Origin of the sequence: Agarivorans sp. QJM3NY_29, from assembly GCF_050870835.2 — a bacterium.
Classification (GTDB): Bacteria; Pseudomonadota; Gammaproteobacteria; order Enterobacterales; family Celerinatantimonadaceae; genus Agarivorans.
This window is the reverse complement of sequence record NZ_CP194036.2, coordinates 4581367-4602837: the sequence shown is the minus strand read 5'-3', so window position 1 is coordinate 4602837 and position 21471 is coordinate 4581367. Positions and strand designations below refer to the sequence as shown.

Annotated in this window: 20 protein-coding genes; 16 read left to right on the top strand and 4 right to left on the bottom strand. The window is 43.5% G+C overall.

The window, feature by feature from the left end; translation table 11 throughout:
- Window positions 1-20 precede the first annotated feature (20 nt).
- The gene (locus ACRRS0_RS20965) at window positions 21-380 is read right to left on the bottom strand and encodes a TraR/DksA family transcriptional regulator (RefSeq protein WP_432455663.1); all 360 of its coding nucleotides are present in this window, start codon (window positions 378-380) and stop codon (window positions 21-23) included.
- A gap of 308 nt (window positions 381-688) precedes the next feature.
- Here ACRRS0_RS20965 and ACRRS0_RS20960 point away from each other — a divergent pair, with 308 nt between their 5' ends.
- The 15 genes from ACRRS0_RS20960 (at window position 689) to ACRRS0_RS20890 (ending at window position 17078) form a co-directional block, all read left to right on the top strand.
- Window positions 689-1786, top strand: coding sequence for an extracellular solute-binding protein (locus ACRRS0_RS20960; RefSeq protein WP_432455664.1), 1098 nt, complete (start codon window positions 689-691; stop codon window positions 1784-1786).
- Between the two features lie 730 nt (window positions 1787-2516).
- On the top strand, window positions 2517-3104 hold the full coding sequence (locus tag ACRRS0_RS20955; RefSeq protein ID WP_432455665.1) for a PEP-CTERM sorting domain-containing protein: 588 nt from the start codon (window positions 2517-2519) through the stop codon (window positions 3102-3104).
- A gap of 90 nt (window positions 3105-3194) precedes the next feature.
- The gene (locus tag ACRRS0_RS20950) at window positions 3195-4607 is read left to right on the top strand and encodes an undecaprenyl-phosphate glucose phosphotransferase (RefSeq protein ID WP_432455666.1); all 1413 of its coding nucleotides are present in this window, start codon (window positions 3195-3197) and stop codon (window positions 4605-4607) included.
- Window positions 4608-4648: 41 nt separating this feature from the next.
- Window positions 4649-5845, top strand: a complete 1197-nt coding sequence (locus tag ACRRS0_RS20945) for an outer membrane beta-barrel protein (protein ID WP_432455667.1) — start codon at window positions 4649-4651, stop codon at window positions 5843-5845.
- Window positions 5846-6379, top strand: coding sequence for a polysaccharide biosynthesis/export family protein (locus ACRRS0_RS20940; RefSeq protein WP_432455668.1), 534 nt, complete (start codon window positions 5846-5848; stop codon window positions 6377-6379). It abuts the gene before it with no gap.
- Window positions 6380-6410: 31 nt separating this feature from the next.
- Window positions 6411-8708, top strand: coding sequence for a GumC family protein (locus tag ACRRS0_RS20935; RefSeq protein ID WP_432455669.1), 2298 nt, complete (start codon window positions 6411-6413; stop codon window positions 8706-8708).
- A 92-nt stretch (window positions 8709-8800) separates the two neighbouring features.
- Window positions 8801-9865: a polysaccharide pyruvyl transferase family protein gene (locus ACRRS0_RS20930; RefSeq protein ID WP_432455670.1), complete on the top strand. Its 1065-nt coding sequence runs from the start codon at window positions 8801-8803 to the stop codon at window positions 9863-9865.
- On the top strand, window positions 9866-10876 hold the full coding sequence (locus ACRRS0_RS20925) for a hypothetical protein (protein ID WP_432455671.1): 1011 nt from the start codon (window positions 9866-9868) through the stop codon (window positions 10874-10876). It abuts the gene before it with no gap.
- A complete protein-coding gene (locus ACRRS0_RS20920) occupies window positions 10860-11936 on the top strand; it encodes a hypothetical protein (protein WP_432455672.1) in 1077 nt (358 codons plus the stop codon). The genes ACRRS0_RS20925 and ACRRS0_RS20920 overlap by 17 nt, the downstream gene beginning before the upstream one ends.
- Window positions 11933-13006: a glycosyltransferase gene (locus ACRRS0_RS20915; protein WP_432455673.1), complete on the top strand. Its 1074-nt coding sequence runs from the start codon at window positions 11933-11935 to the stop codon at window positions 13004-13006. The genes ACRRS0_RS20920 and ACRRS0_RS20915 overlap by 4 nt, the downstream gene beginning before the upstream one ends.
- A 59-nt stretch (window positions 13007-13065) precedes the next feature.
- The gene (locus ACRRS0_RS20910) at window positions 13066-13833 is read left to right on the top strand and encodes a hypothetical protein (RefSeq protein WP_432455674.1); all 768 of its coding nucleotides are present in this window, start codon (window positions 13066-13068) and stop codon (window positions 13831-13833) included.
- Window positions 13824-14240, top strand: a complete 417-nt coding sequence (locus ACRRS0_RS20905) for a VanZ family protein (protein ID WP_432455675.1) — start codon at window positions 13824-13826, stop codon at window positions 14238-14240. Before ACRRS0_RS20910 ends, ACRRS0_RS20905 begins: the two co-directional genes overlap by 10 nt.
- On the top strand, window positions 14227-15015 hold the full coding sequence (locus ACRRS0_RS20900; RefSeq protein ID WP_432455676.1) for a tyrosine-protein phosphatase: 789 nt from the start codon (window positions 14227-14229) through the stop codon (window positions 15013-15015). The genes ACRRS0_RS20905 and ACRRS0_RS20900 overlap by 14 nt, the downstream gene beginning before the upstream one ends.
- 8 nt (window positions 15016-15023) lie before the next feature.
- Entirely contained in the window at window positions 15024-16433 is a 1410-nt protein-coding gene (locus ACRRS0_RS20895) for an O-antigen ligase family protein (RefSeq protein WP_432455677.1), read from the top strand.
- A 393-nt stretch (window positions 16434-16826) separates the two neighbouring features.
- Window positions 16827-17078: a hypothetical protein gene (locus tag ACRRS0_RS20890; RefSeq protein ID WP_432455678.1), complete on the top strand. Its 252-nt coding sequence runs from the start codon at window positions 16827-16829 to the stop codon at window positions 17076-17078.
- A 157-nt stretch (window positions 17079-17235) separates the two neighbouring features.
- Here ACRRS0_RS20890 and pckA read toward each other — a convergent pair whose 3' ends face one another.
- The 3 genes from pckA to hslR form a co-directional block, all read right to left on the bottom strand.
- Window positions 17236-18861, bottom strand: coding sequence for a phosphoenolpyruvate carboxykinase (ATP) (pckA, locus tag ACRRS0_RS20885; RefSeq protein ID WP_432455679.1), 1626 nt, complete (start codon window positions 18859-18861; stop codon window positions 17236-17238).
- 179 nt (window positions 18862-19040) lie between these two features.
- Window positions 19041-19922 carry an Hsp33 family molecular chaperone HslO gene (hslO, locus tag ACRRS0_RS20880; RefSeq protein ID WP_432455680.1) on the bottom strand — a complete coding sequence of 294 codons (882 nt, stop codon included), beginning with the start codon at window positions 19920-19922 and terminating at the stop codon, window positions 19041-19043.
- Window positions 19923-19934: 12 nt separating this feature from the next.
- Complete coding sequence (hslR, locus tag ACRRS0_RS20875) at window positions 19935-20330, bottom strand: ribosome-associated heat shock protein Hsp15 (RefSeq protein WP_432455681.1); 396 nt, start codon at window positions 20328-20330, stop codon at window positions 19935-19937.
- A 255-nt stretch (window positions 20331-20585) separates the two neighbouring features.
- Here hslR and gspC point away from each other — a divergent pair, with 255 nt between their 5' ends.
- Entirely contained in the window at window positions 20586-21470 is an 885-nt protein-coding gene (gene gspC, locus ACRRS0_RS20870; protein ID WP_432455682.1) for a type II secretion system protein GspC, read from the top strand.
- Window position 21471 lies beyond the last annotated feature (1 nt).

The window sequence follows — 21471 nt, the reverse complement described above, 5'->3', positions numbered from 1 at the left end:
TAAGATTAATTTGTAGTTGTTTAAGCATATTGGCTACTTTTACGTTCGCGGTAATCTTGGCAGTCGATGCAGTAGCGTGACTCTGGGCGAGCGTTGAGTCGTGCGGCATTGATGTCTTCACCGCAGCTTTCACAAAAACCATAGTCTTGTTCCTCAATACGACGTAATGCATCCTTAATGCTTTTTACTTGAGCAAGGTCGTGTTGGCGACGATTAAGCTGCATTTGTTGAGACTCTTCTTGATTGGCTCGATCAACGTCATCCCCTAGATCACTTTTGTCTTTAATCAACTCGTTATCTTGTTCAAGACGAAGTTGAATTTCCTCTAGTTTCTGGCTGAGTTGTTGACGAATCGTCTCAATTTGTTGGTCGTTAATCATTGTTTTGAATGTCTTCTTCCTAGTGTGTTAAACGCGAGTACGTAAGCGAACTTAGTACGTATATAACCCAAAAATTTAGTTAATCGTCGATTTTAACGACTAGTAAAGGCTTTTCAAAGCGCTTTTTTGGATAATTGTTAGCCAGCTAGCACTTGGGTTTCGATTAATTAACGAGTACTATCTCGCGGCTTTAATCTGGCAGGCTGTGATTAAATGGCTCTGCCAGTTATCAAAGCAGTTTATAGACTACATTTATAGAATAAACAAACGAGTGATGTCAGCATCACCGTATATTGAGGATTGCATGAGTGAATAAAATAAACATGCTGTTGGTTGGACTACTTGCTGTAGTGACCAATGTAGTAATGGCTCAAGAAGAGAAAGTACTGAATGTTTACAATTGGACCGAATACATTGCCGAGGACACAATTTCCGAGTTTGAAAAAGAAACGGGTATTAAAGTGATTTATGACGTATTTGATTCTAATGAAATGTTGGAGGCTAAATTGCTGTCGGGAAGCACCGGCTTTGATATTGTCGCCCCCTCTCATGACTTCTATGGTCGGCAAATTACAGCGGGTGTTTATCAAAAGCTGGACCGCAGCAAACTGAGTAACTGGGGCAATCTGGATCCGACACTTCTAGCCACGCTACAACATTATGATCCGGGTAACCTGTATGGCATCCCTTATATGTGGGGCACCACGGGTATTGGTTATAACGTGAATAAAGTAAAACAAATTTTAGGTGATGATGCTGATTTAAATAGTTGGTCGCTGGTGTTTGATCCACAGATCGCAGCGAAATTGAGCGAGTGCGGCATAGCCTTTTTGGATGCGCCCAGTGAAGTGGTTGCGGCGATGCTGAATTATATGGGGAAGGATCCCGGTAGCAGCAATATGGCAGACTATAAAGGGGAGATTGAAACACTAATGGCGCAACTGCGGCCAAGTATTCGTTATTTTCATAGCTCTCAGTATATTAATGACTTAGCCAGTGGCGATATTTGTGTCGCGATCGGCTGGTCGGGCGATGTGTTAATGGCGGATGAGCGTGCCGAAGAAGCCAAAAATGGCGTTGAACTTGAATATATCATCCCTAAAGAAGGGGCTGGTGTGTGGTTTGATATGTTTGCTATTCCCAAAGATGCGAGTCACCCGAATAACGCTCATACTTTTATCAACTATATATTACGTCCCGAAGTGATCGCCAAGGTGACCGATTTTGTGTGGTTTGCCAATCCAAATACTAAGGCGACCGCTTTAATCAATCCTGAAATTGCTCAGCATCAGGGAATTTACCCAAGCGAAGCCGCGGCTAAAAATCTCTATGGATTTACCAATGTTCCACCGAAGGTTGAACGGGTTCGTACTCGCTTATGGACCAAGTTTAAGTCGGGACGTTAACTAAACAGAACACTCCGTATTGAAATTATGCCAGCGAAATGCTGGCATTTTTTGTGGTTTATCCTGCGAAGGGTTACAGCCAGAAGGTTGACTCGAGCATATTGCAATATGCTTATCCTCTCTGAGCGCGTGGTTGCCGTTATTCGCTTGGTTGCTCTGACGCTCCTCTTTCATCGCAATTTATATTATTTTTTCAACGCTAAATTGACCTCGCCAGCTAAACCGTTACTCGTCGCTCGAACAATATATTTTTTGCTGAGCAGAATACGGCAAGTAGTTGGTGGAAATAAATCAGGGTATTAGTTATGAATGCTCTTATATAACAACAACTTGGTATTTACTCGAGTGTTGTTGGGGGTTCACTGTGTCGATGTCAGCCAACTTTACAGTGTATCGATATTTTATTGATATCCTGAATATTTAATTCTAACTAGATAAAACTGAGGAATTTGCGACAAAGTTTGGTCTTTTTTAGTTCATTGATGAGGGCAAATTACATACAGCGATAGGTCATAAAAAATACAGGAATATTGTTTTAGTAACATAGTGTCGAATTAATTTACAAACTTAATTTTATATAAGTAATCAAATTAATAATAGTGTGGAAGTAAAAGTTTTAAAAAACAGCATGTTAACAAAAAGTGTGACGAGCTTATCATTTATGGCTTAATGTTTGCCTAATTACAAATGAGAGTTGTTGCTTTTCACTATTTGGTAAAGGAAAACCGCGATGAAGGCTTCCATCTTATTTTTACTTATCAGTTTAACTACATTTAATACTTCGGCCACGATTATAACGGCCTCAGAAAACCCCAGTGTACCGGCAGGACCGGTGGTGTATTTGGGAGGATATCCCACTCCTCAGCAAGATCCGAGTAGTGGCGCTGTTCCTAGTCCGGCAAGTGTTATCGACATTGATGATGATATTCGCGCTGCCGTGAGTTTCGATCTCCAATCCTTAAATCGCTTAAGCGATGAGGGAACTGGCGGTTTTGCTAATGGTTTATTCGATATTACCTTCTATTGGTATTTTGGCGGGTTTGAGCAAGCTTTCAGTTACATGTATAGCGCTTGGGATGATATTGAAACTTGGCAGGCTTCGGGTTCTGGTTTATTGAGTTACTGGAGTGATGACTATATTGCTAGCAACGATATTTTAGAAGTCGGCGAATGGACGGTTTATGCCTATGCAGAACAGACCTATGTTGGCGGAACGACCTTTAGCGTGACTTCCGTTCCTGAACCTGGTTCGTTAGTGTTGTTTGCGCTGGTGATGGTTGGGCTATTTACACGTCGGGGACTTCCTTTTCAAAATTAAGTGGTTTACCGAGCGCTGCAGAGTCATCTGCAGCATGAATCTCTTGATATAAAATTCTTTTCGGTCAATTGATTGGCACAAGGATGTGTTATGGGAAACGAGAGAAATGGATTGGTTCGCAGCCATGAATTCGAACTGGCGTTGGTCTATCGTATTACAGATCTTGCGATCATCTTTGCCACTCTGGCTGGATTAGCGTGGTGGAGAACGGGTCAGGTTGATGATGACTTCCAGATGTTGGCTATTGGTTTAGGCATCGTCTTCTTAATTGTTGCAGAGTCATTCACGCTGTATCGTTCGTGGCGAATAGCCTCGGTAAAAGAACAAGCGAAGGTGACTCTGAGTGTCTGGTTGGTGACGGTTGCAGTGATCCTCGCAAGTAACTATTTCTTGAAGGTTTCCGATAACTATTCACGTTTGGTTCTCGGGGGCTGGCTATTAGTCACGCCTATCGCATTGATCGTTTGGCGTATCGTGTTTCGGGAAATTTTGGCGCTGTTACGCCAAACTGGCTATAACACGCGTAAGGCGTTGATTATTGGCGTCTCGGAAACGGGTCTCAGGCTTCAGCAAGAGTTAATTGCTAACCCGGATTTAGGTTTGGTTTTCATGGGATTCTTTGATGACCGAGATTGCGCTCGCTTGGCAGATGATTCCAAATATTTTGGTCCGGTTGGGCGGGTTTCCCAAGCCCTCGATTTGGCAAAAAGTGGTCAAGTAGATCATGTCTACGTGGCACTACCAATGCATGCTAAGGGTCGGATTAGCGGCTATTTGAAGCAGCTGTCCGATACCACCTGTACCACTTTCATTGTGCCTGATTTCTTTACTTATAATCTCATTCATTCCCGCTGGAGTAGTTTGGGAAACATTCAAACGGTGAGTGTATTTGACAGCCCTTTTCGTGGGCTGGCCAGTGTATTCACTAAACGAGTGCAAGACATTATCTTAGCCAGCATCATTCTGTTGCTGATTAGTCCTGTGTTAATCGCGTTGGCGATTGGCGTCAAGCTCAGCTCGCCTGGTCCAATCCTGTTCAAGCAAGATCGTTACGGCTTAGATGGTCGGAGAATTCGGGTATGGAAGTTTCGGTCGATGAAGGTAATGGAAAATGGCGGTAAGGTGACTCAGGCCACTCAGAATGATCCACGAGTGACTCGTTTTGGTTCGTTTATTCGTCGAACTTCTTTAGATGAATTGCCCCAGTTCTTTAACGTACTGATGGGTTCTATGTCGATCGTTGGCCCGCGTCCCCATGCGGTTGCTCATAATGAGGAATATCGCCAAGTGGTTGACCGTTACATGCTGCGCCATAAGGTAAAACCTGGGATCACTGGTTGGGCGCAAATTAATGGCTGCAGAGGTGAAACGGATACCCTCGACAAAATGGAGCGCCGTATCGCTTACGACTTGGAGTACATCCAATTATGGAGTTTGTGGATGGACATAAAAATTGTTTACCTCACTATTTTTAAAGGTTTTCGTAGTGAGCAGGCGTACTAGGGAATTCAAGCCTCGCCAGCAATGATTTTACAAGGAAGTTCATGGTAATTTTTCGAGCCTTTATGGTTTTAATGGGGACTTTATTTATGCTGAGTCATGTTGTGAATGCAAAGTTGGCCCCGCAGCCCTATATGACCGAGTCTGGCTTGGCACTGGTTCCAATGTTAGGGCTCGGCTATAAATATGATGACAATATTACACTCGCGGAAAAAGACTCATCCTCATCTAATATTTTGGTCTTGGATGCAGCGCTCAAGGTCCTCGCAGAACGTGATCTTGCTTCTTATGAGCTGGGCTACAAAATTTCTGCGGCTGAGTATTTCGAGAGTCATGTGGATGACTATCTCGATCACCAGCTTGCCGCTAAAGCTGAGCTTGAGTTAGCGCTTAGGCATCGGCTCAAGTTGGCTTATCGGTTCGCTCATCAGCATGAGCAAAGAGGGCGAGGATTATCGCAAGGCTTGGGGAGTGATATCCAAGAGCTGATTTATTTTCAAAGTAATAAATTGCAGAGTGTTTATTCCTATGGTGCGCCGCAGGCCTACGGGCGTGTCGACCTGCAATTGGCCTGGGAAACCAAGCAGTATCAAAATCTGGAGTCGCTAACTCAATATCGGAACTGGCGACAGCTCAGTTATGGTGCCACCTTTTTCTACCGAGTCTCCAATGCCACCGAATTGTTGTTGGAGGCTAAGCAACTCGCAAGACGTTATCGGCTGAACGCAAGCGATCAGGCCAGTCGAAATAACGATGATAGTTTTATTTATGCAGGGGCCGAGTGGGACATTAGCGGTAAGTCTAGCGGTTCTGCTCGGATCGGTTATGAGGATAAAGGCTACCAGTCAGCCCAGCGCGAGCACTTTTCGGGTTTGAGTTGGTTATTGTCATTTAATTATTTGCCAGTGGAATACTCACAGTTCAATGTTTTTACTAGCAAAATTGCGAAAGATCCCGATCAATTAGGCAACTATATTGATGAAACTATTTATCAGACGAGTTGGCAGCATTACTGGCTGGATCGGCTCTCCACGGAGCTAAGTTATCGCGATACCGACCTCGCTTATACAGGTGTCGATCGTGATGAGCAGATTACGCTGGCGAAAGTGGCTATCGAATATGAGTTACGCCGCTGGTTGAAGCTGAATGTTAGTTACCAAAGAGAAGACAAGTCTTCCTCGGTTGCAGGCTTAAGTTACCAGCAAAATGTCATGTTTATTCACTTCTCGGGGACTCTTTAGATGATGAATCGGTTCGCTGCTTACCTATTGTTTTTAATGTTGCTGCTACCTAGCCTAGTGAGTCAGGCGGCCAGCGATGATTCCTACAGACTTGGGCCAGGTGATGTAATTAATATTCATGTTTATGGCGAAGACGATCTCAGTATGCAAGTGCTGATTAACAATAGTGGCAAAATTGATTATCCCTACCTAGGTCGTTTGACGGTGAGTGATGCAACCACTCAAACCTTGAAACAAACCATTGAGTCGGGCTTAAAAGGTGACTATTTAATTCAACCTAAAGTTTCGGTGAATATTGTCCAGTACCGACAAGTTTTTATTAATGGAGAAGTCGAGAAACCCGGTGGTTACGCCTATCAGCCAGGTTTAACCATAGAAAAAGCGGTGGCTTTAGCGGGTGGATTTACCCAGCGAGCGTCTAAATCAAATATTAATGTGACGACTGGAAATGGTGGCAGCCCTCAAAATAAGGTCAGTCTCAATACCAAGGTTGAGCCCGGAGATATTATCGTCGTCAAGGCTAGCTTTTTTTAACGACAAGATACTGGATTAACAAGGAAGTCTAATGGTGAATCACACAGCCCAACGCAACGTCCTGCATATAGACAACCCAGCTGCCAGGCTCGGACTTAATTCTTTGCAGCGACCAGTGAATAAAGATGAGTTTATTGATTTGAGCCAGTACTTTTCGGTAATACGTCGACGGGCTTGGATGATTATTGGTTTTACTTTTTTGGCTGCCTTACTTGCCGCCTTGATTACATTTTCGATTACCCCGGTTTATCGAGCTTCGGCGGTGCTATTGATCGAAGCGGAGCAAAGAAAAGCGGTCTCGATTGAAGACGTGATTGGGGTTGATACCTCTAAACAAGAATACTATCTCACCCAGTTTGAACTATTAAAATCCCGTACCATTGCGCAAAAAGTGATCCAAGGGTTACAGCTAGAGCAGTACCCTGAATTAAATGGAGAGCAAGCCGACAGTGGCTGGATGCAACTGAAGAATCCTCTCGAGACGCTGTATAATCTTGGCGTTCATTCGCCTTTGTTGCTGAGTTTATTGCCATTACGAGAGCCGCTCAGTGAACAGATGCTGCTCCAAAAAAGGCAGCAAACGGTGATGGAGAATTTTCGTAAGCGTTTAAGTATTAGCCCACTACGAAAAACTCAGTTGGTAAAAATCATCTTTGAATCCGAGGATCCTCAATTGGCTGCGCAAGTTGCAAATGCTGTTGGGGAAGCCTATATCGAAAATAACCGAGAATCTCGATTGTATGCCAATCAAGAGGCGAGCACTTGGTTAGAGACTCGTTTAGATAAACTGAGAGCATTGGTCGAGCAATCAGAGAGTCGCCAAGCCGCTTTTTTAACGTCGGAAGGACTGGTTGATGTGAGCGGCGTCGATAGTTTGGCTTCGAATGAGTTAAATGATTTAAGTCGCCGGCTCAGCGATGCCAGAGATCGCCGAGTGGCCGCAGAGTCACTCTACTATGTACTACAAGATAACCGGAACGCCGGTTTAGCTGAACTGTCTTCGATTTCTGTGATTTCCAATCACCCGCAGTTGCGTGATGTTCGTGTCGCTGAGATTGAAGCGGAACGTTTGGTTTCTGAATTGAGTAAGCGTTATGGTCCGAAACATGACAAAATGATCCAAGCCCAAGCACAGTTAGCGGCAGTGCGAGAGAGAGCTGGTCGGGTGCTTAACGATTTGGCCACGGGGATAGAAAAAGAGTTAAGAGGGGCTGTTAAGCAAGAAAATTCAATTCAAGCAGAATTAGCCAGTAAGAAAACTCAGTTCCAAGCGATTGCGGTGAAGCGCGCGACCTATGACGCGCTTAAGCGTGAGGTTGATAGTAATCGTAAGCTCTATGATCTGTTCTTGAATCGACAGAAAGAGACTGCAGCGACCAATGATTTTCAGTCGGCAGTGGCGCGGTTTAGCGATCGCGCGGTCATCCCTTTAGACCCAGCGAAGCCCAATAAAGGTCTCATCATTGCCTTAGTTGCTTTGGCCAGTTTGCTGTTTTCCATGGTCTTAGTGTTAATTACGGATGCTTTTCATAACACTATCGAGAAGTCATCCGACATCCAAGAAAAGCTGGGCTTACATCCGCTCGGTGCAATCCCAAAAATCAACGCTAAAAAATATAAGAATAAACTGATGGATAGTCAGGTGTTTTTTGATGAAAAGCAGCGATATTTTAGTGAATCGATCCGCACTATTCGAACTTCCCTGTTATTTAATTTGGTCAACAACCAGCGTAAACGGGTGTGCATTACTTCTTCGGTACCTGGCGAAGGTAAGAGCACTACGGCCATGAACCTAGCGATGGCAATGGCGGGCATGGAAAAAGTATTGCTGATTGAAGCTGATTTACGCAAACCTAGCTTGTCTGAGCGTTTTGGTTTTAATCAAAATCCGTTGGGCCTCACCAATCATCTGGTGATGGGCGCAGAGCTGAGTGATTGTATTTATCATCATAAAAAATCGGGTCTTGATACCTTATTTGGTGGCATGTTGATCCCGAATCCTCAGGAGCTATTAGCCTCAAATAAGTTTGCGATGTTGATTGAACAGTTAGAGCAGCGCTATGACAAGATTGTTATTGATTCGCCCCCGCTATTGGCGGTGAGCGATGGTTTATTACTCAGCCGCTTAGCAGGAGCCGCATTGTTGGTGGTTCAAGCCGGAAGCACCAATATAAAGCAACTGAATAGTAGTTTAGAAAGTCTTATAAAACATGATATTGCCATCGATGGTGTGGTGATTAATAAAGCCAGTCCTAAACAGAAAAATGAATATGGGGATTACCAATACTACGGATATCAAAATCAGAGCGGTAAGGCCACACAGTCATAAGAACTTAGTTTTAGCCTCGTGCTATGGATGTAAACAACAATTGAGGTTCGCTGGTTTAGCGCATCCTTAGCTTTAAAGGGAAGGAAAGCCGAATGAAAGTCGCTTTGATGAATTGCTATTCGTCTAAAAACTCGGGTGATGGTTTGCTGGTTGAGCTAGCTTGCCAATATATAAAGAAGCAACATGGCCAAGATACCGAGATCATTATTGTTTGTAGTGATCCCGATAGTTTTAACGGCGATTACCAGGTGCTTGGTAATGAATTTTCCCGTAGCGGCATACTGGGGCACGTCGCGGTATTATTGAAAGTGATTGGCTTTCTGCTGTTTGGGCGCTATTCAGCAAAACAATACCAGTCCTTACAAAATTGTGATCGTTTCTACTCCGTTGGTGGCGGATATTTAAGGTTTGGTTCCCTCAGCGAAGCCCTAAAAACGCTGATTGTGCACTGCTCACAAATTGCTTGGGTTAAAAGCAACATTAATCAGCCGCATATTCTACTCTCGCAGAGTATTGGTCCGCTGCGCTATGTCTATTCTGCGTGGTTGAGTCGCTTACTGGCCAATACTGAGCAAGTGTTTGTTCGCGATGATAAAACCGTCGCAGAGCTTAAAAATATTAATCTCCAAAGCACGCGTGTGAAAGATATGGCCGTTTCGGAGTTGATCCGTAAATTTGACTCGCTAGAAGTTTCAACATTGCCTCACTCTTCCACTTGTATCTTGATCTTAAGGGATTTACGCCGTGGCAAAGCGGTTAACCATAAGTTTTTGAAAGAGTTAGAGCCAGTATTGGCGCAATTCGAGAGCGTTGTTTATGCGGTGCAAAGTGAGGTCAATTCTAATAACGATGGTGATTTTTACCAACAATACGGGATTAGTGATTTTATTTCGGTAAAGGAGGCCTTAACAAAATACCCGCAAGCGCTAGTGATTTCAGTTCGTTTGCATGGTGCCATTGAATCGCTATTAGCAGGCTTTAAAACCTTTCATCTCAGTTATGAGAGGAAGGGGTTTGGTGCATATCAAGATTTGAATATCTCAGAGTACGTTGATAACGCATACAATTTTAATAGTGTAGAGGTAGAAGAGCGAGTCGCTAAGCTGAGAGCAATGAATGAAATGGATTTTTTTAATCAGATTCGAGCCAGTTTATAAATGTATATTCGTAAAGAGAGTAAATACTACAAGTATCTATTCTTCTCACTATGGTTGGTGGCTTTTTTAGTGGTCTTCCTCTGGGGAGAGGCTATTTTGCCCGAAAAATATTTTCGCGATTCTGAATTGATTATGGAGATGGCGAGTGGTAGCGCGTCTCCGTCTTCACAAGATGGTTCCTATTATTATACGACTTTGGTGTTTGAGTTCCTTGGTGAGCATTTATCTAGCCTATTAGTGTTTGTTACAGGCATTGCCTATATTGCCACCATGTCATTTTTTGTTCGGCGCTGGGACGAATTAGCCTATGGCTCTGTGCTATTGATGCCTCATTTGGTTCTTGGCTTATCTCGGCCCCAAAAAGAAACCTTGGTTTCTATTTTAGTTATTGCTTGTTTCTTTGTGTATCGCAAATCTAAGAATCTCTCTTATACCTTATTACTGATCTTTGCTTTGTACCTTAGCTATGGCTTGGTTCGTAATTATTACTTACTGATCATCGCCGTATTTGCTTTATTGTTATTAATGGAACGCTTGAATTTTGAATATAAAGCGCTGGTGGTATTGCTTGTCTTATTCTCTTTATTTTTGCTTCCAGAGGATTTCTTTTTTAAGGTGCAAGGTACCCGAGATATTTTTAATTCCTTAAGACCGATGGGAGGAGCGGGACACGAAACGATCTATTTTAACCCTTTGACTCCCGATTCAGCGCAGGCTTTTATGGGGAATTATTTTTCTAGCTTGGTTTATTTTAATTTCCCGATTTTTTTTGTTTTCACCGGAAACTCGCTCTACCTTCAGATTTATATCCTTATTTTACTCGTGTCTTTTTTTAAGTTCTCTCAAATCGAGAGCATAGAGTTGCGTCTATTTGGCTTGTTATTTATAAGTCACTTACTGGTTCTACTCTTATTTGAACCCGATCTCGGCAGTTACATGCGTCATTTATCTTCTGTTTCAATTTATATCATGATGTATTTTTCTTGGATGAAATATGAACGCGCTAATTAGTCTTATGAATCCAATTATTCAGTGGCTGATCCCGCTGATGCTGATTCGGCATTACGACTTAAGTTATGTTGGACAGTACTCTTTATTTTTAAGCTTTGCTTCATCAATTGTGATTGTATTGATGTTATCAAGTAAGAATTTCTCTTTAGCGGGATATTTTTCGAGTCGCGAAAATCAGAGTGCCTATCAGGTGCATAAGAGTATTCGATTTAGTCTATTAGTCGTTTTGTTATTCGCTTATTTACTTTGTTTGTTATTCGCTTGGGATATTTTTAAAATTATATTTTTTGTGAAGTTTGTTGATGTCTACTTAGATTCAATGGTGTCGTTTTCGAAACAAGAGCGTTACCAAAAGTACCAGCTTTTTGCTCTTATTATTGCCGTTCTTATGGTCTGCTTATCAATTAATCATCCGCTTGTCGCCTTTGATTATTTTGTTGGTATTTTTATGTTTTTGTTCCTATTGATGTTTTATTTGAACCATCGGCCCGCAGCATATGTTTCTTTGCCAGTGATTAAATCGGCGCTTAACTCGGTAAGCTATCAGTTCTCATCGACTTTTTTGATGTTCTTTCAACGTTATTTTATTGCTGCAGTTTCTTCAATGGAAGCGCTTGGTTTTTATAGTCTTCTATTACAGTTTGTTGTGTTTTGGTCGATTTTCATACAGGCAGCGTTTGCCCAATTTAATACCAAAATTTTCAGTGCTACGGTATTTAAGATATTTTTTGTGCTGGCCGCTCTGCTAGCGATCCCTTCTATTTATTTAGTGTTTCAATATATCTATTTAATTTTGCCCCCTAGTGGCAGCGACTTCCTGTTGCTACTGGTTATTTTTGCCTGCGTATTTATTGAGCTGTCTTTTTACATTGGTGGCTTAAAAGAGAACAAAATTAAATTCTATTTGCCCAATCTTGTGGTGCTTTGCATGTTAGTGATGGTGACTGGTTTGTCGGTTCATCTTTCTCAGAGTTATGCTCCTTTGGTAGTGGTTTGTTTGAGTTACATACTGCGTTGCGGGATTTTTTATTGGATGAGTAAAAGGACCTTAATATCATGAAAGTGCTTATTTTTACTGAATGCCTTGCCGGCGGGGTATGCTCTGTTATTTCTGACCAAATTCAATATTTATCCGCTGAGGATAAGCAACTCCAGTTTGATTTGTTGTATAGCAAAAAGGATGAAACTCCGAAGGATCTTGCACAGCGTTTCCCTGATGTGGGTTTAATTGAGATACCTTACGAGCGGGGAGAGCGTTTCTTTTTAGTGAAAGTCTTTTGCTATCTGCTATTTCGTGTAAAGACCAAGAATTATTCGGTGATCCACCTGCATTCTTCGTTCTCTGGTTTCTTGGGACGGATCGCATTTGGGTTGAGCGCGCACAAGCTCTGTTACACCCCCCATTGTTTTGCCTTTTTATCGGAGGAGTTTTCTCCCTTAAAACAAAAAGTATTCTATTGGATAGAAAAACGACTCAGTTTGATTGGCTGTATCGTTGCTTGTGGCGGATCTGAAGCAAAACTGGCCAAGGGATTCAGCACTAAGGTGCGGGTGCATACTATCTCTAATGGGGTGAATTTCTCGGATCTAACTTCCTCGGTGACCAGCTCGCAGGCTGACATTATCTCGGTGGGCCGGATCTGTAAACAAAAGGGCTTTGACGACTTTAAGGCGCTGTATGCTTTAGCCAGTCATCAATATAGTCTCGTTTGGCTTGGTGGACCGAAACCCGATGGGATTGATTATGTCTCTGGCTGGTTATCGCGTGAGGCTTTGTTTCAATATTACAGCTCGGCTCGATTGTATGTTTCAACTGCGCATTGGGAAGGAATGCCGGTGGCTCCCATTGAGGCCCAGTATTTTGGATTACCAGTGGTCGCAATCAGAACTCATGGCGTGGTGGACTGCGTCGTAGATGGCGAAACGGGTTATCTATGTGACAGCATAGAAGAACTGTATCAACGTTGTCAGCAGTTACTCTCCGACGCGAGTGAATACCAACGGCTGTCTCACAATGCCAAAGCGCATATCCGCAAACATTTTTCTTTAGCAAATTATGCCGGATTATTAAGTCTATATCGGCAAATTGCGGCTGACACCTTAGCGCTATCAGAGCAAACTCTCAGTTAATTGTATGGTTTCAGGTGAGCGAACGATGTACGCGGGAGTTAATAATTTAAGGAGATGCAATGGAAGCATCTATTGAAATGCAAGCAAGAAGCGCAGTTTATTTTGGGCGAATGTTATGGCGTTATTTCGGTTTGGCGACAATGGTCGCGATTTCGCTAACGGTGTTGGTATTGGCGTTTCAGTTAGGTTTGGCCAACGTTTATTCCTATGCGTTACGTAACTGGCATGAGCGATGGCTGCAAGACTATAGCCATTCACTTAGCGAACAAAACGTTCTGATTGCGGAGCTCGTGTCTCAACAAATGTTGGCGTGGCGTCATGATGATCCACTTTATTTAACCCTTGCTGCCAAGCAGGTCGAGTGGCGCAATTTTTATCAATTAGTGATCTCAAGTGAAGATAATAAAGCGCAACAGCGAGTTCAAAATTTGGCTAAGGCTTACTCTTTTTATCAGCAAGCGGCGAATCTAAGGCCGACGTGGCCAGATACTTATGTTGCGCTTGCGAGTAACCGCCAAGCTATGGGAGAGCCAGCAACGGTTTGGTTTGCTTACTTGGCGCAAGGTGTCGCGGTGGCGCCAAAAACCAAGGCAAGTTTGCTCGGTATGGTTAATTTAGGGATTGCTAATTGGGAGCGATTGGATCCGCTTCAGCAGCAAGTGGTAGAAAGCTCGCTAGTGAGTTTACTCGAGAATCCAGCGATCAATCGCAAACTAAAGCGAGAGATACCTTCGGCACTGGTGAGAGATCGGATTTGTTACCTACTGACTTATCAAGGTTCGATTGCTCAAGCCGAATTTTGTAAGGCGCAATCGTCATGGCAGTAATTAATTTAAAAGTGGTAGCAGTAACGGTTGTTTCGCTGGTGGTTTTAGGCAGTGTGCTTAAATCTCTTGGCTGGTTTTCTTTGTCCCTTTGGCGACTGGAAATAGCTTTAGGTGGCGACAAGATGACTCATCTTATTTTTTCCTACCTGTGTACCATTGCTTTGTTATTTGGTTTTTGTCGTTTTGGAAAAGCGCACCGAGAGCGCGTTCGTCGTTTTATTTTACTGCTCATATTGGTTTTTGCAGTGGATGAAAATTTACAGCGTTTTATCCCTACGCGAGAGTTTTCGTGGACCGATTTAATCAGTAACTTGTTTGGTATTTTATGCGCGCTGACCAGCTGGTTATTGCTTCATTACCTTTTTCTTCTTAAGCAAAAAAAGGAGCAGCAACATGGGCTTCGTTGATATTCACTGTCACATTCTACCCGGAATTGATGATGGGGCAAAAGACTTAAGACAAAGTATAAAAATGCTCTGTGCTGCAGTAGATGATGGCATAGAAGTGATGCTGGCTACCCCACATATTTTACCGGGAGTTTTTGATAATACCCCACAATCGATCCGCCATAGCTACAAGCTATTAAATCGAGAGCTTCATGCTCAGCAACTTCCTTTGCAACTATATTACGCTGCCGAAGTGCACCTGTGCCCAGAAATTATGCTTTGGCATAAACAGGGAAAGTTGCCTTTATTGGGACGCTTTAAAGATAAAGATGTATTGCTACTGGAGCTTCCCCATGGACATGTTCCACAAGGGTTTAATAATTTTATTAAGTGGTTAACGGCGAGAAATATCACTCCCTTAATCGCTCATCCCGAGCGAAATCGTGGGGTATGGAATGAAATTAATCTGGTCAGCCAATGGCGTCGTTTAGGCTGTTTATTTCAAGTGACAGCCGGTGCATTGTTGGGAGAATTTCGCCAGACGGCTCAACAAACAGCATTTCAAATGCTAGAGGATGATTTGGTTGACGTGGTCGCGAGTGATTGCCATGGATTGGAGAAGCGTCAGCCAAATTTGAGTCAAGCTTACGATAAGGTGAGTTTGCTTTGTGGGCAGCCGCGAGCGCAACGTTTGTTTATTGATACCCCCGGAATGATTGCGGCTAGCTGTCAAGGAACACTGGCAACGACCGTCACATCACTGATTGAGCCTGATATTTTTAGTCGTAAAGCCTAGGAGCCTTGATGGACATGTTTTCTCCCAAAACAGAGCGATTTGCTTTTGGCCTATTACTGTTGTTAGTGGTGTGGCTGCCAATTCCATTAGCCAGCAATCGACCTTGGGCTTGGTCGATTATGGAAGGATTGATTGCTCTGCAAAGTTTGATACTGGTTTACTGTTGGCGCCAGGCCCTTCCTTGGGGGTGGCTAAAAACCAACCGATTTTTGTTACTCGGTTTAGGGATCTTGCAGTTGGTGGCTTTGGCTCAGTTACTTCCCTTGTCTATTGATATGCTTAGCTTGTGGAGCGGTGCTGCCGCCAGCTTTCGTGAACTTGCAAGCGTTAGCGTTGAGCCGCTCAGCGAGGCACCGTTGTCACTGGATCCCAATCGGACCTTGGTTAATTTAGTGATGGGCTGCAGTTATCTCTTACTCGCGGTCAATTGTTGTTTGTTATTGAATTGTCGCGAACGCATGCAAGTGCTGATGCTAGCTTTTGTCGTGAGTGGGACCTTTCAAGCTTTTTACGGCACCATGCTCATTTTAAGTGATGTTGCGGCATCTCCAGTATTTGAGATCCCTACGGCAAGCCATGCGACGGGTTCCTTTGTGTATAAAAACCACTTTGCGAATTATCTTATTTTATGTTTGTGCATGAGTTTAAGCCTCGTCGTGTCGGAGCTGAATGCCCAACAAAGTAGCAGCTGGCAGCAGTCCTTAAAACGCATTCTTGAAGCATTCATGAGTCGTAAAATGTTGATCAGGCTCTGCATGGTGATTATGGTGATTGGTTTGGTTATGTCGCGTTCGCGGATGGGCAATAGTGCTTTTTTTGTGAGTACTATTATTGGCGCTTGTTTTGCTCTGGTTTTGTTTCGGAAGCGGCCACGTACGTTAACCGTCTTCTTTGTGAGTGTCTTGTTGATCGATGTATTGATTGTGAGTTCCTTATTTGGTTTAGACAATCTAAGAGAGCGACTAAGTTCGACAGTATTGGCAGAAGAAGAGCGGGTCGCGGTGTTTGATTGGAGTTTGAACATGCTTCAAGACTTTTTTATCACGGGCAGCGGTGCCGGTAGTTTTTATGCCTTGTTTCAAAACTACGCGCCTCAGCCTTTAGCTCAATTTTACGATCATGCACACAACGACTATCTGCAGTTTAGTATTGAGTACGGTGTGTTTGCTACGGCGGTTTTAGGCGCAGCGGTGCTTTGGACTCTAATTAGATGTTTGATCGCAATCAGAAAAAGAATGGACCCACTCATGCGGGCCACCGCGTTGGGATGCATGATGGCGATTGTGGCGATGTTGATCCACATTAGTGTCGATTTTAATCTTCAGGCCCCTGCCAATGCCGCTAGTTTCATTATTGTATTATGCCTGGGAATGGTTGCTGCGACGATGCCGACAGAAGGGCATTTAAGGGATGTATAAGCGCTGTTCGCTGTTTATACAGTCGAGGAAAATGTTATGAGTCACTGGAAAATGGAGGATCAATGGTGGTAATGACTGTTATCAGTCGAGCCTCTTAGAATGGATGAACGATTTATGCTGCATTTATTACGTCGATCAGAGTGAGGCGGTTAGCCGGTCGAAATAACCGCAGCTAAGTTTGTCAATTTATTTTACATGGCTCACAAAAACGAAATTTTTATTTTAATAACGTATTGATTTTTCTGTGTAAATTATTTGGATTGTTATTTGCATGGATTTTGTTAAAGAAGTGTATTTGGTGTTGAAATCGTGACCGTAGAGCTTTTTTGAGCTTGATGCTATTTCAACAGTAAGTAAATTTGTAGTTATGCCACGCTAGTTCAAGGAGGACTTATGAGGCAAATACGGTTAACAAAATGGCTACTGATCTTAGTCTCGGCAGGGCAAATGATGGCGGCAGGACTAGCGCTTGCTGCCGATCCGCCTCAGCCTTTACCCGCACCGCCTGCTGGGCTTTCGGCCCCATTTTTTCCTGCTGCGCTGAATCCTGTAGGTTTATTGACGCCACCACCGCCACCGAGTATGCCTGGTGTTGGTAGTGGTGGTGCAGGTTCTGGTGGGAGTGGTTTTGCGTCTGCTAGTTAAATGAGTCGTTGTACGCTATGAAAATAATCAAAGGCTAGCTTTCGCTAGCCTTTTTTCGTCTTGCCGCCAGAGCGATAAACCCGTTCCAACTGACGGAAATAAAAATGCCAGCTGGTATCACCATCTGGCATTTTATCGTTCAATCAATGTGAATTGATTAGTCGAGTTGTGGACCCGCTGCGACTAAAGCTTTTCCTTCGGCATTATCAGTATATTTATCAAAATTTTTGATAAAACGCTGGGCCAAATCTTCAGCTTTACTTTGCCATTGCAATGGATCCTGATAGGTATCTCGTGGATCTAAGATCTCACTATCTGCCCCCGGCAATGCTGTGGGGACTTCTAGATTGAAGATCGGCAAGATTTTAGTGGCTTGCTGTTCAATAGAACCATCGAGAATTGCATCGATGATTGCTCGTGTATCTTTAATCGAGATCCGTTTACCAGTACCGTTCCAACCGGTGTTCACCAAGTAAGCTTCTGCGCCAGCCGCTTCCATCCGTTTGACCAGTACTTCAGCATATTGGGTGGGATGTAAAGTTAGAAACGCCGCTCCAAAACAGGCAGAGAAGGTTGGTGTTGGCTCAGTAATCCCACGTTCTGTACCCGCTAATTTGGCGGTAAAGCCAGATAGGAAATGATACTTGGTTTGTTCTGCGGTGAGTTTGGCAACTGGTGGTAGCACGCCAAATGCATCGGCAGTTAAGAAAATTACTTTTTGCGCAGGTCCGGCCTTAGACACTGGCTTCACGATATTTTCAATGTGGTAAATCGGGTAAGAAACGCGAGTATTTTCGGTTTTCGACCCATCGTCATAGTTTACGCTGCCATCATTGCGCACGGTTACGTTTTCTAACAAGGCATCCCGTTTAATCGCATGATAAATATCAGGCTCAGCTTCTTTGCTCAATTTGATGGTTTTTGCGTAGCAGCCACCTTCAAAGTTAAATACACCTTCATCGTCCCAGCCGTGCTCGTCATCCCCAATGAGTTGGCGTTTCGGATCGGTTGACAGAGTGGTTTTCCCAGTTCCTGATAGACCAAAGAAAATCGCTGTATCACCTTTTTCACCCACGTTGGCAGAGCAATGCATCGAGGCGACGCCATTGAGTGGCAAATAGTAGTTCATCATGGCGAACATGCCTTTCTTCATTTCGCCGCCGTACCAAGTACCACCAATGACTTGCATTTTCTCGGTCATATTGAAAACCGTAAAGTTCTCGGAGTTAAGACCTTGTTTTTGCCAGTTAGGATTGGTGGTTTTAGAGCCGTTCATCACTACGAAGTCTGGCTCATAATCGACCAGCTCTTCTGCGCTTGGACGAATAAACATATTGGTCACAAAGTGGGCTTGCCAAGCCACTTCTACAATGAAACGCACTTTTAAACGCGTATCGGGGTTGGCACCACAAAAGGTGTCGACCACAAATAGGCGTTTACCAGAGAGTTGGTCGGCTACTATTTTTTTGAGATCGGTCCAGACTGCCGGATCGATCGGTTTGTTATCATTTTTAGCTTGCTCAGAAGTCCACCACATACTGTCTCGGGTGGAATCATCTAACACGATGTATTTATCTTTGGGGGAACGTCCGGTAAAGATCCCGGTGTCAACCGCAACGGCTCCAGACTGAGTTACAATTCCTTTTTCGTAACCAGTTAATTCGGGTCGGGTTTCTTCTTGGTAGAGTGTTTCATAAGAAGGGTTGTAAATAATTTCCGACACGTCTTTGATGCCGTATTGCGTCAGGTTGATCACCTGATCCTTTTCTGCAACGTCTAGCATAGCAGTCTCCTGTAGGTAGAGAGGTAAGATTTATATTATATTTTTGTTAGTAATGGTTTTGATTCTAGCTCTTTAACGGGTGTAAAAAGAGAAGGTCGTCAAATTACCAGCACATTTTATTATGGTTATATTTATTGTGATCAGGAAATGCGATGAAACACGCATTCCCTTGGCCTAGTTTAGTGAAGGTTGCTTGGGTTTGTCGATAGTTTGTCTTGAGAAAAGTTTTCTATGTCGGCTTCGTTGAATTGATACTCATGCCCGCAGTAGTCGCAATGCATGGAAATATGTCCACGTTCATGACAAATATCTAACAATTCTTGATGGTCTATGTTCATTAATGCAGTTTCACAGCGCTGTGTTGAGCAACTACATTTGAAACTGACTTGTTGTGGCTCATACAATCTAACTTGATGCTCATGATATAGACGGTAGAGTAATTGCTCCGCGTCCAATTCAAAGCTCTCTGCCGCCGTGGTGGTATCGCTTAAAGTGGCGATCAGTTGAAAGTGTTCCTTATCTTCTGCTTGGCTGGCTGGCAGAGCTTGTAGGAATAAGCCACTCGCGTAAGGCTGTTGTTGATGGATCCCAGTAAATAACCAAATGCGGGTATTGAGTTGTTCTGACTGCTGAAAGTAGCTTTCGATACTGGCTGCCACTCCTGCAGGATCAATATTCACGATCCCTTGGTAGCGTTCGCCTTGGGTTGGGGTAATGGTAATTACAATGTGCCCTTTACCCACCAGTTCGCTAAAGCTGATTTGAGGGTCGATGGCTCCTTTCCAATTCGCTACGCCGCGCATTTGTTGTTGTTCGGTGCCACTCACGGCAACCATGCTAACCGGGCCATCGCCTTGAATTTGCACGGTGATGTCACCTTCAAATTTTAGCGTCGCGGTCAGTAAGCAAGTTGCGGCAAGCAACTCACCTAATAAGTTTTGGATGGGGCTTGGGTAGTTTTTTTGTCCGACGATTTCTTGGTAGCTTTGCTGTAGCTGAACTAACTCACCACGCAGATTATAATCTTCGAATATATAACGGTTTAGAATGTCTTGCTTCATGTTTAGACCTGACTATTTTTGTTTAAACTGAATTATTTGACGACGCTGCTTTTTATCGGGGCGTCGTTCTGGACTAGTATTTTGAGCTAACAGCTTACGTTGTAATGTTTGTTGTTCGCGTTTCTTGAGGCTGTCCTCGGTTTCTTGATAGAGTTGTTGAGCCTGAGATGCTGGGCCGCGTTTGTCACTGACTTGTAATATTACCAGTTCAATATATTGCTGGCCTTGCCATAGACTCATGGTGGCACCAATTTCAACGTTGCGACTTGGTTTACAGCGTTGTTGGTTATAGTGGACTTTTCCGCCCATCACCATTTCGCGAGCGAGTCCACGAGTTTTATAAAAACGAGCGGCCCACAACCATTTGTCGATGCGCGTTGCTGAGTCTTTAGATGTTTGAGGTTTCATAAAAAGTTTAGCTTGCTGGTCTATTAGTTGTTAAATTATATCAGCTTTATGGACGCTCGCTATCGCCCAGTTTAGTGCGTTATACAACATAAAAGTAATAAAAGTGCAAAACAACGCAACTTTTGTTCTTACAGCACTTGTTCTGTTGCCAAGTGTCTTTAGAATGAATAACTTCCGTGCTTGGCGGCTTACCTTGGATATTTCATAAGGAACCTGGATAATCGTATAGCGATGTCAGATGTATTATAAGAATAAATGGATATTAAATCTCTCTCAGCTCAGCTTGTTCGCTATGTTCCATCACGAAAGAGTAGTGTCGTCGTCACTGTGCTTTTGTTATGTATTGCGGCCTATCAGTTAGCCACGATTACTTGGTTGTTATTCCCTCGACAGACGCCGTCTTTTCGCTGGGTTCCACAAGCAGTAGATACCCTTGGTAACCATCAACAAGTCGATTTGACTCGCTTGCTTAAACTGAATTTGTTTGGTGAATATCGGGCTAAAAAAGCCTCTAAAGTGATTGCTCGACCAGCTTCGACCGAAGCACCGAAGACCTCTTTAAAATTAACACTTTCCGGTTTGGTTGCGAGTAGTGACCCTGCCAAATCGCTGGCGATTATTGAAAATAAAGGTAAGCAACAAACCTATGGTTTAGATGAGTCGATCCAAGGTACGCAAGCGGTGATTAAAGAAATCCAAGTCGATCGGGTTATTTTGTTGCACCGTGGGGTTTACGAAAGTTTGTTATTAGATCCCGACAATAAAGTCGCATCTGCTCGCACTAATCTTCGCTTTAAAGCAACTGGCTCTAGTACCGCAACAGTAAAACAGCTTAAAGTGGACGTGAAAGAAGTCTTGAAAGATCCTTCTAAGTTAACTGATTACATCAGAATTTCCCCGGTGCGACGAGATGGTGCTTTAACTGGCTATCGAGTGAATCCAGGTAAAAATAAGGGAGTGTTTGAGCAAGTTGGATTAAAAGCGGGGGATTTAGCGGTTGCGCTAAATGGATTTGATCTGCGCGATAACGCGCAAGCAATGCAAGTGATGCAAGAGATGGCGGATCTCACGGATATTACGATAACCGTAGAACGAGATGGCCAGCTACAGGATATTTTCTTCAGCCTGCCGAATGAATAGT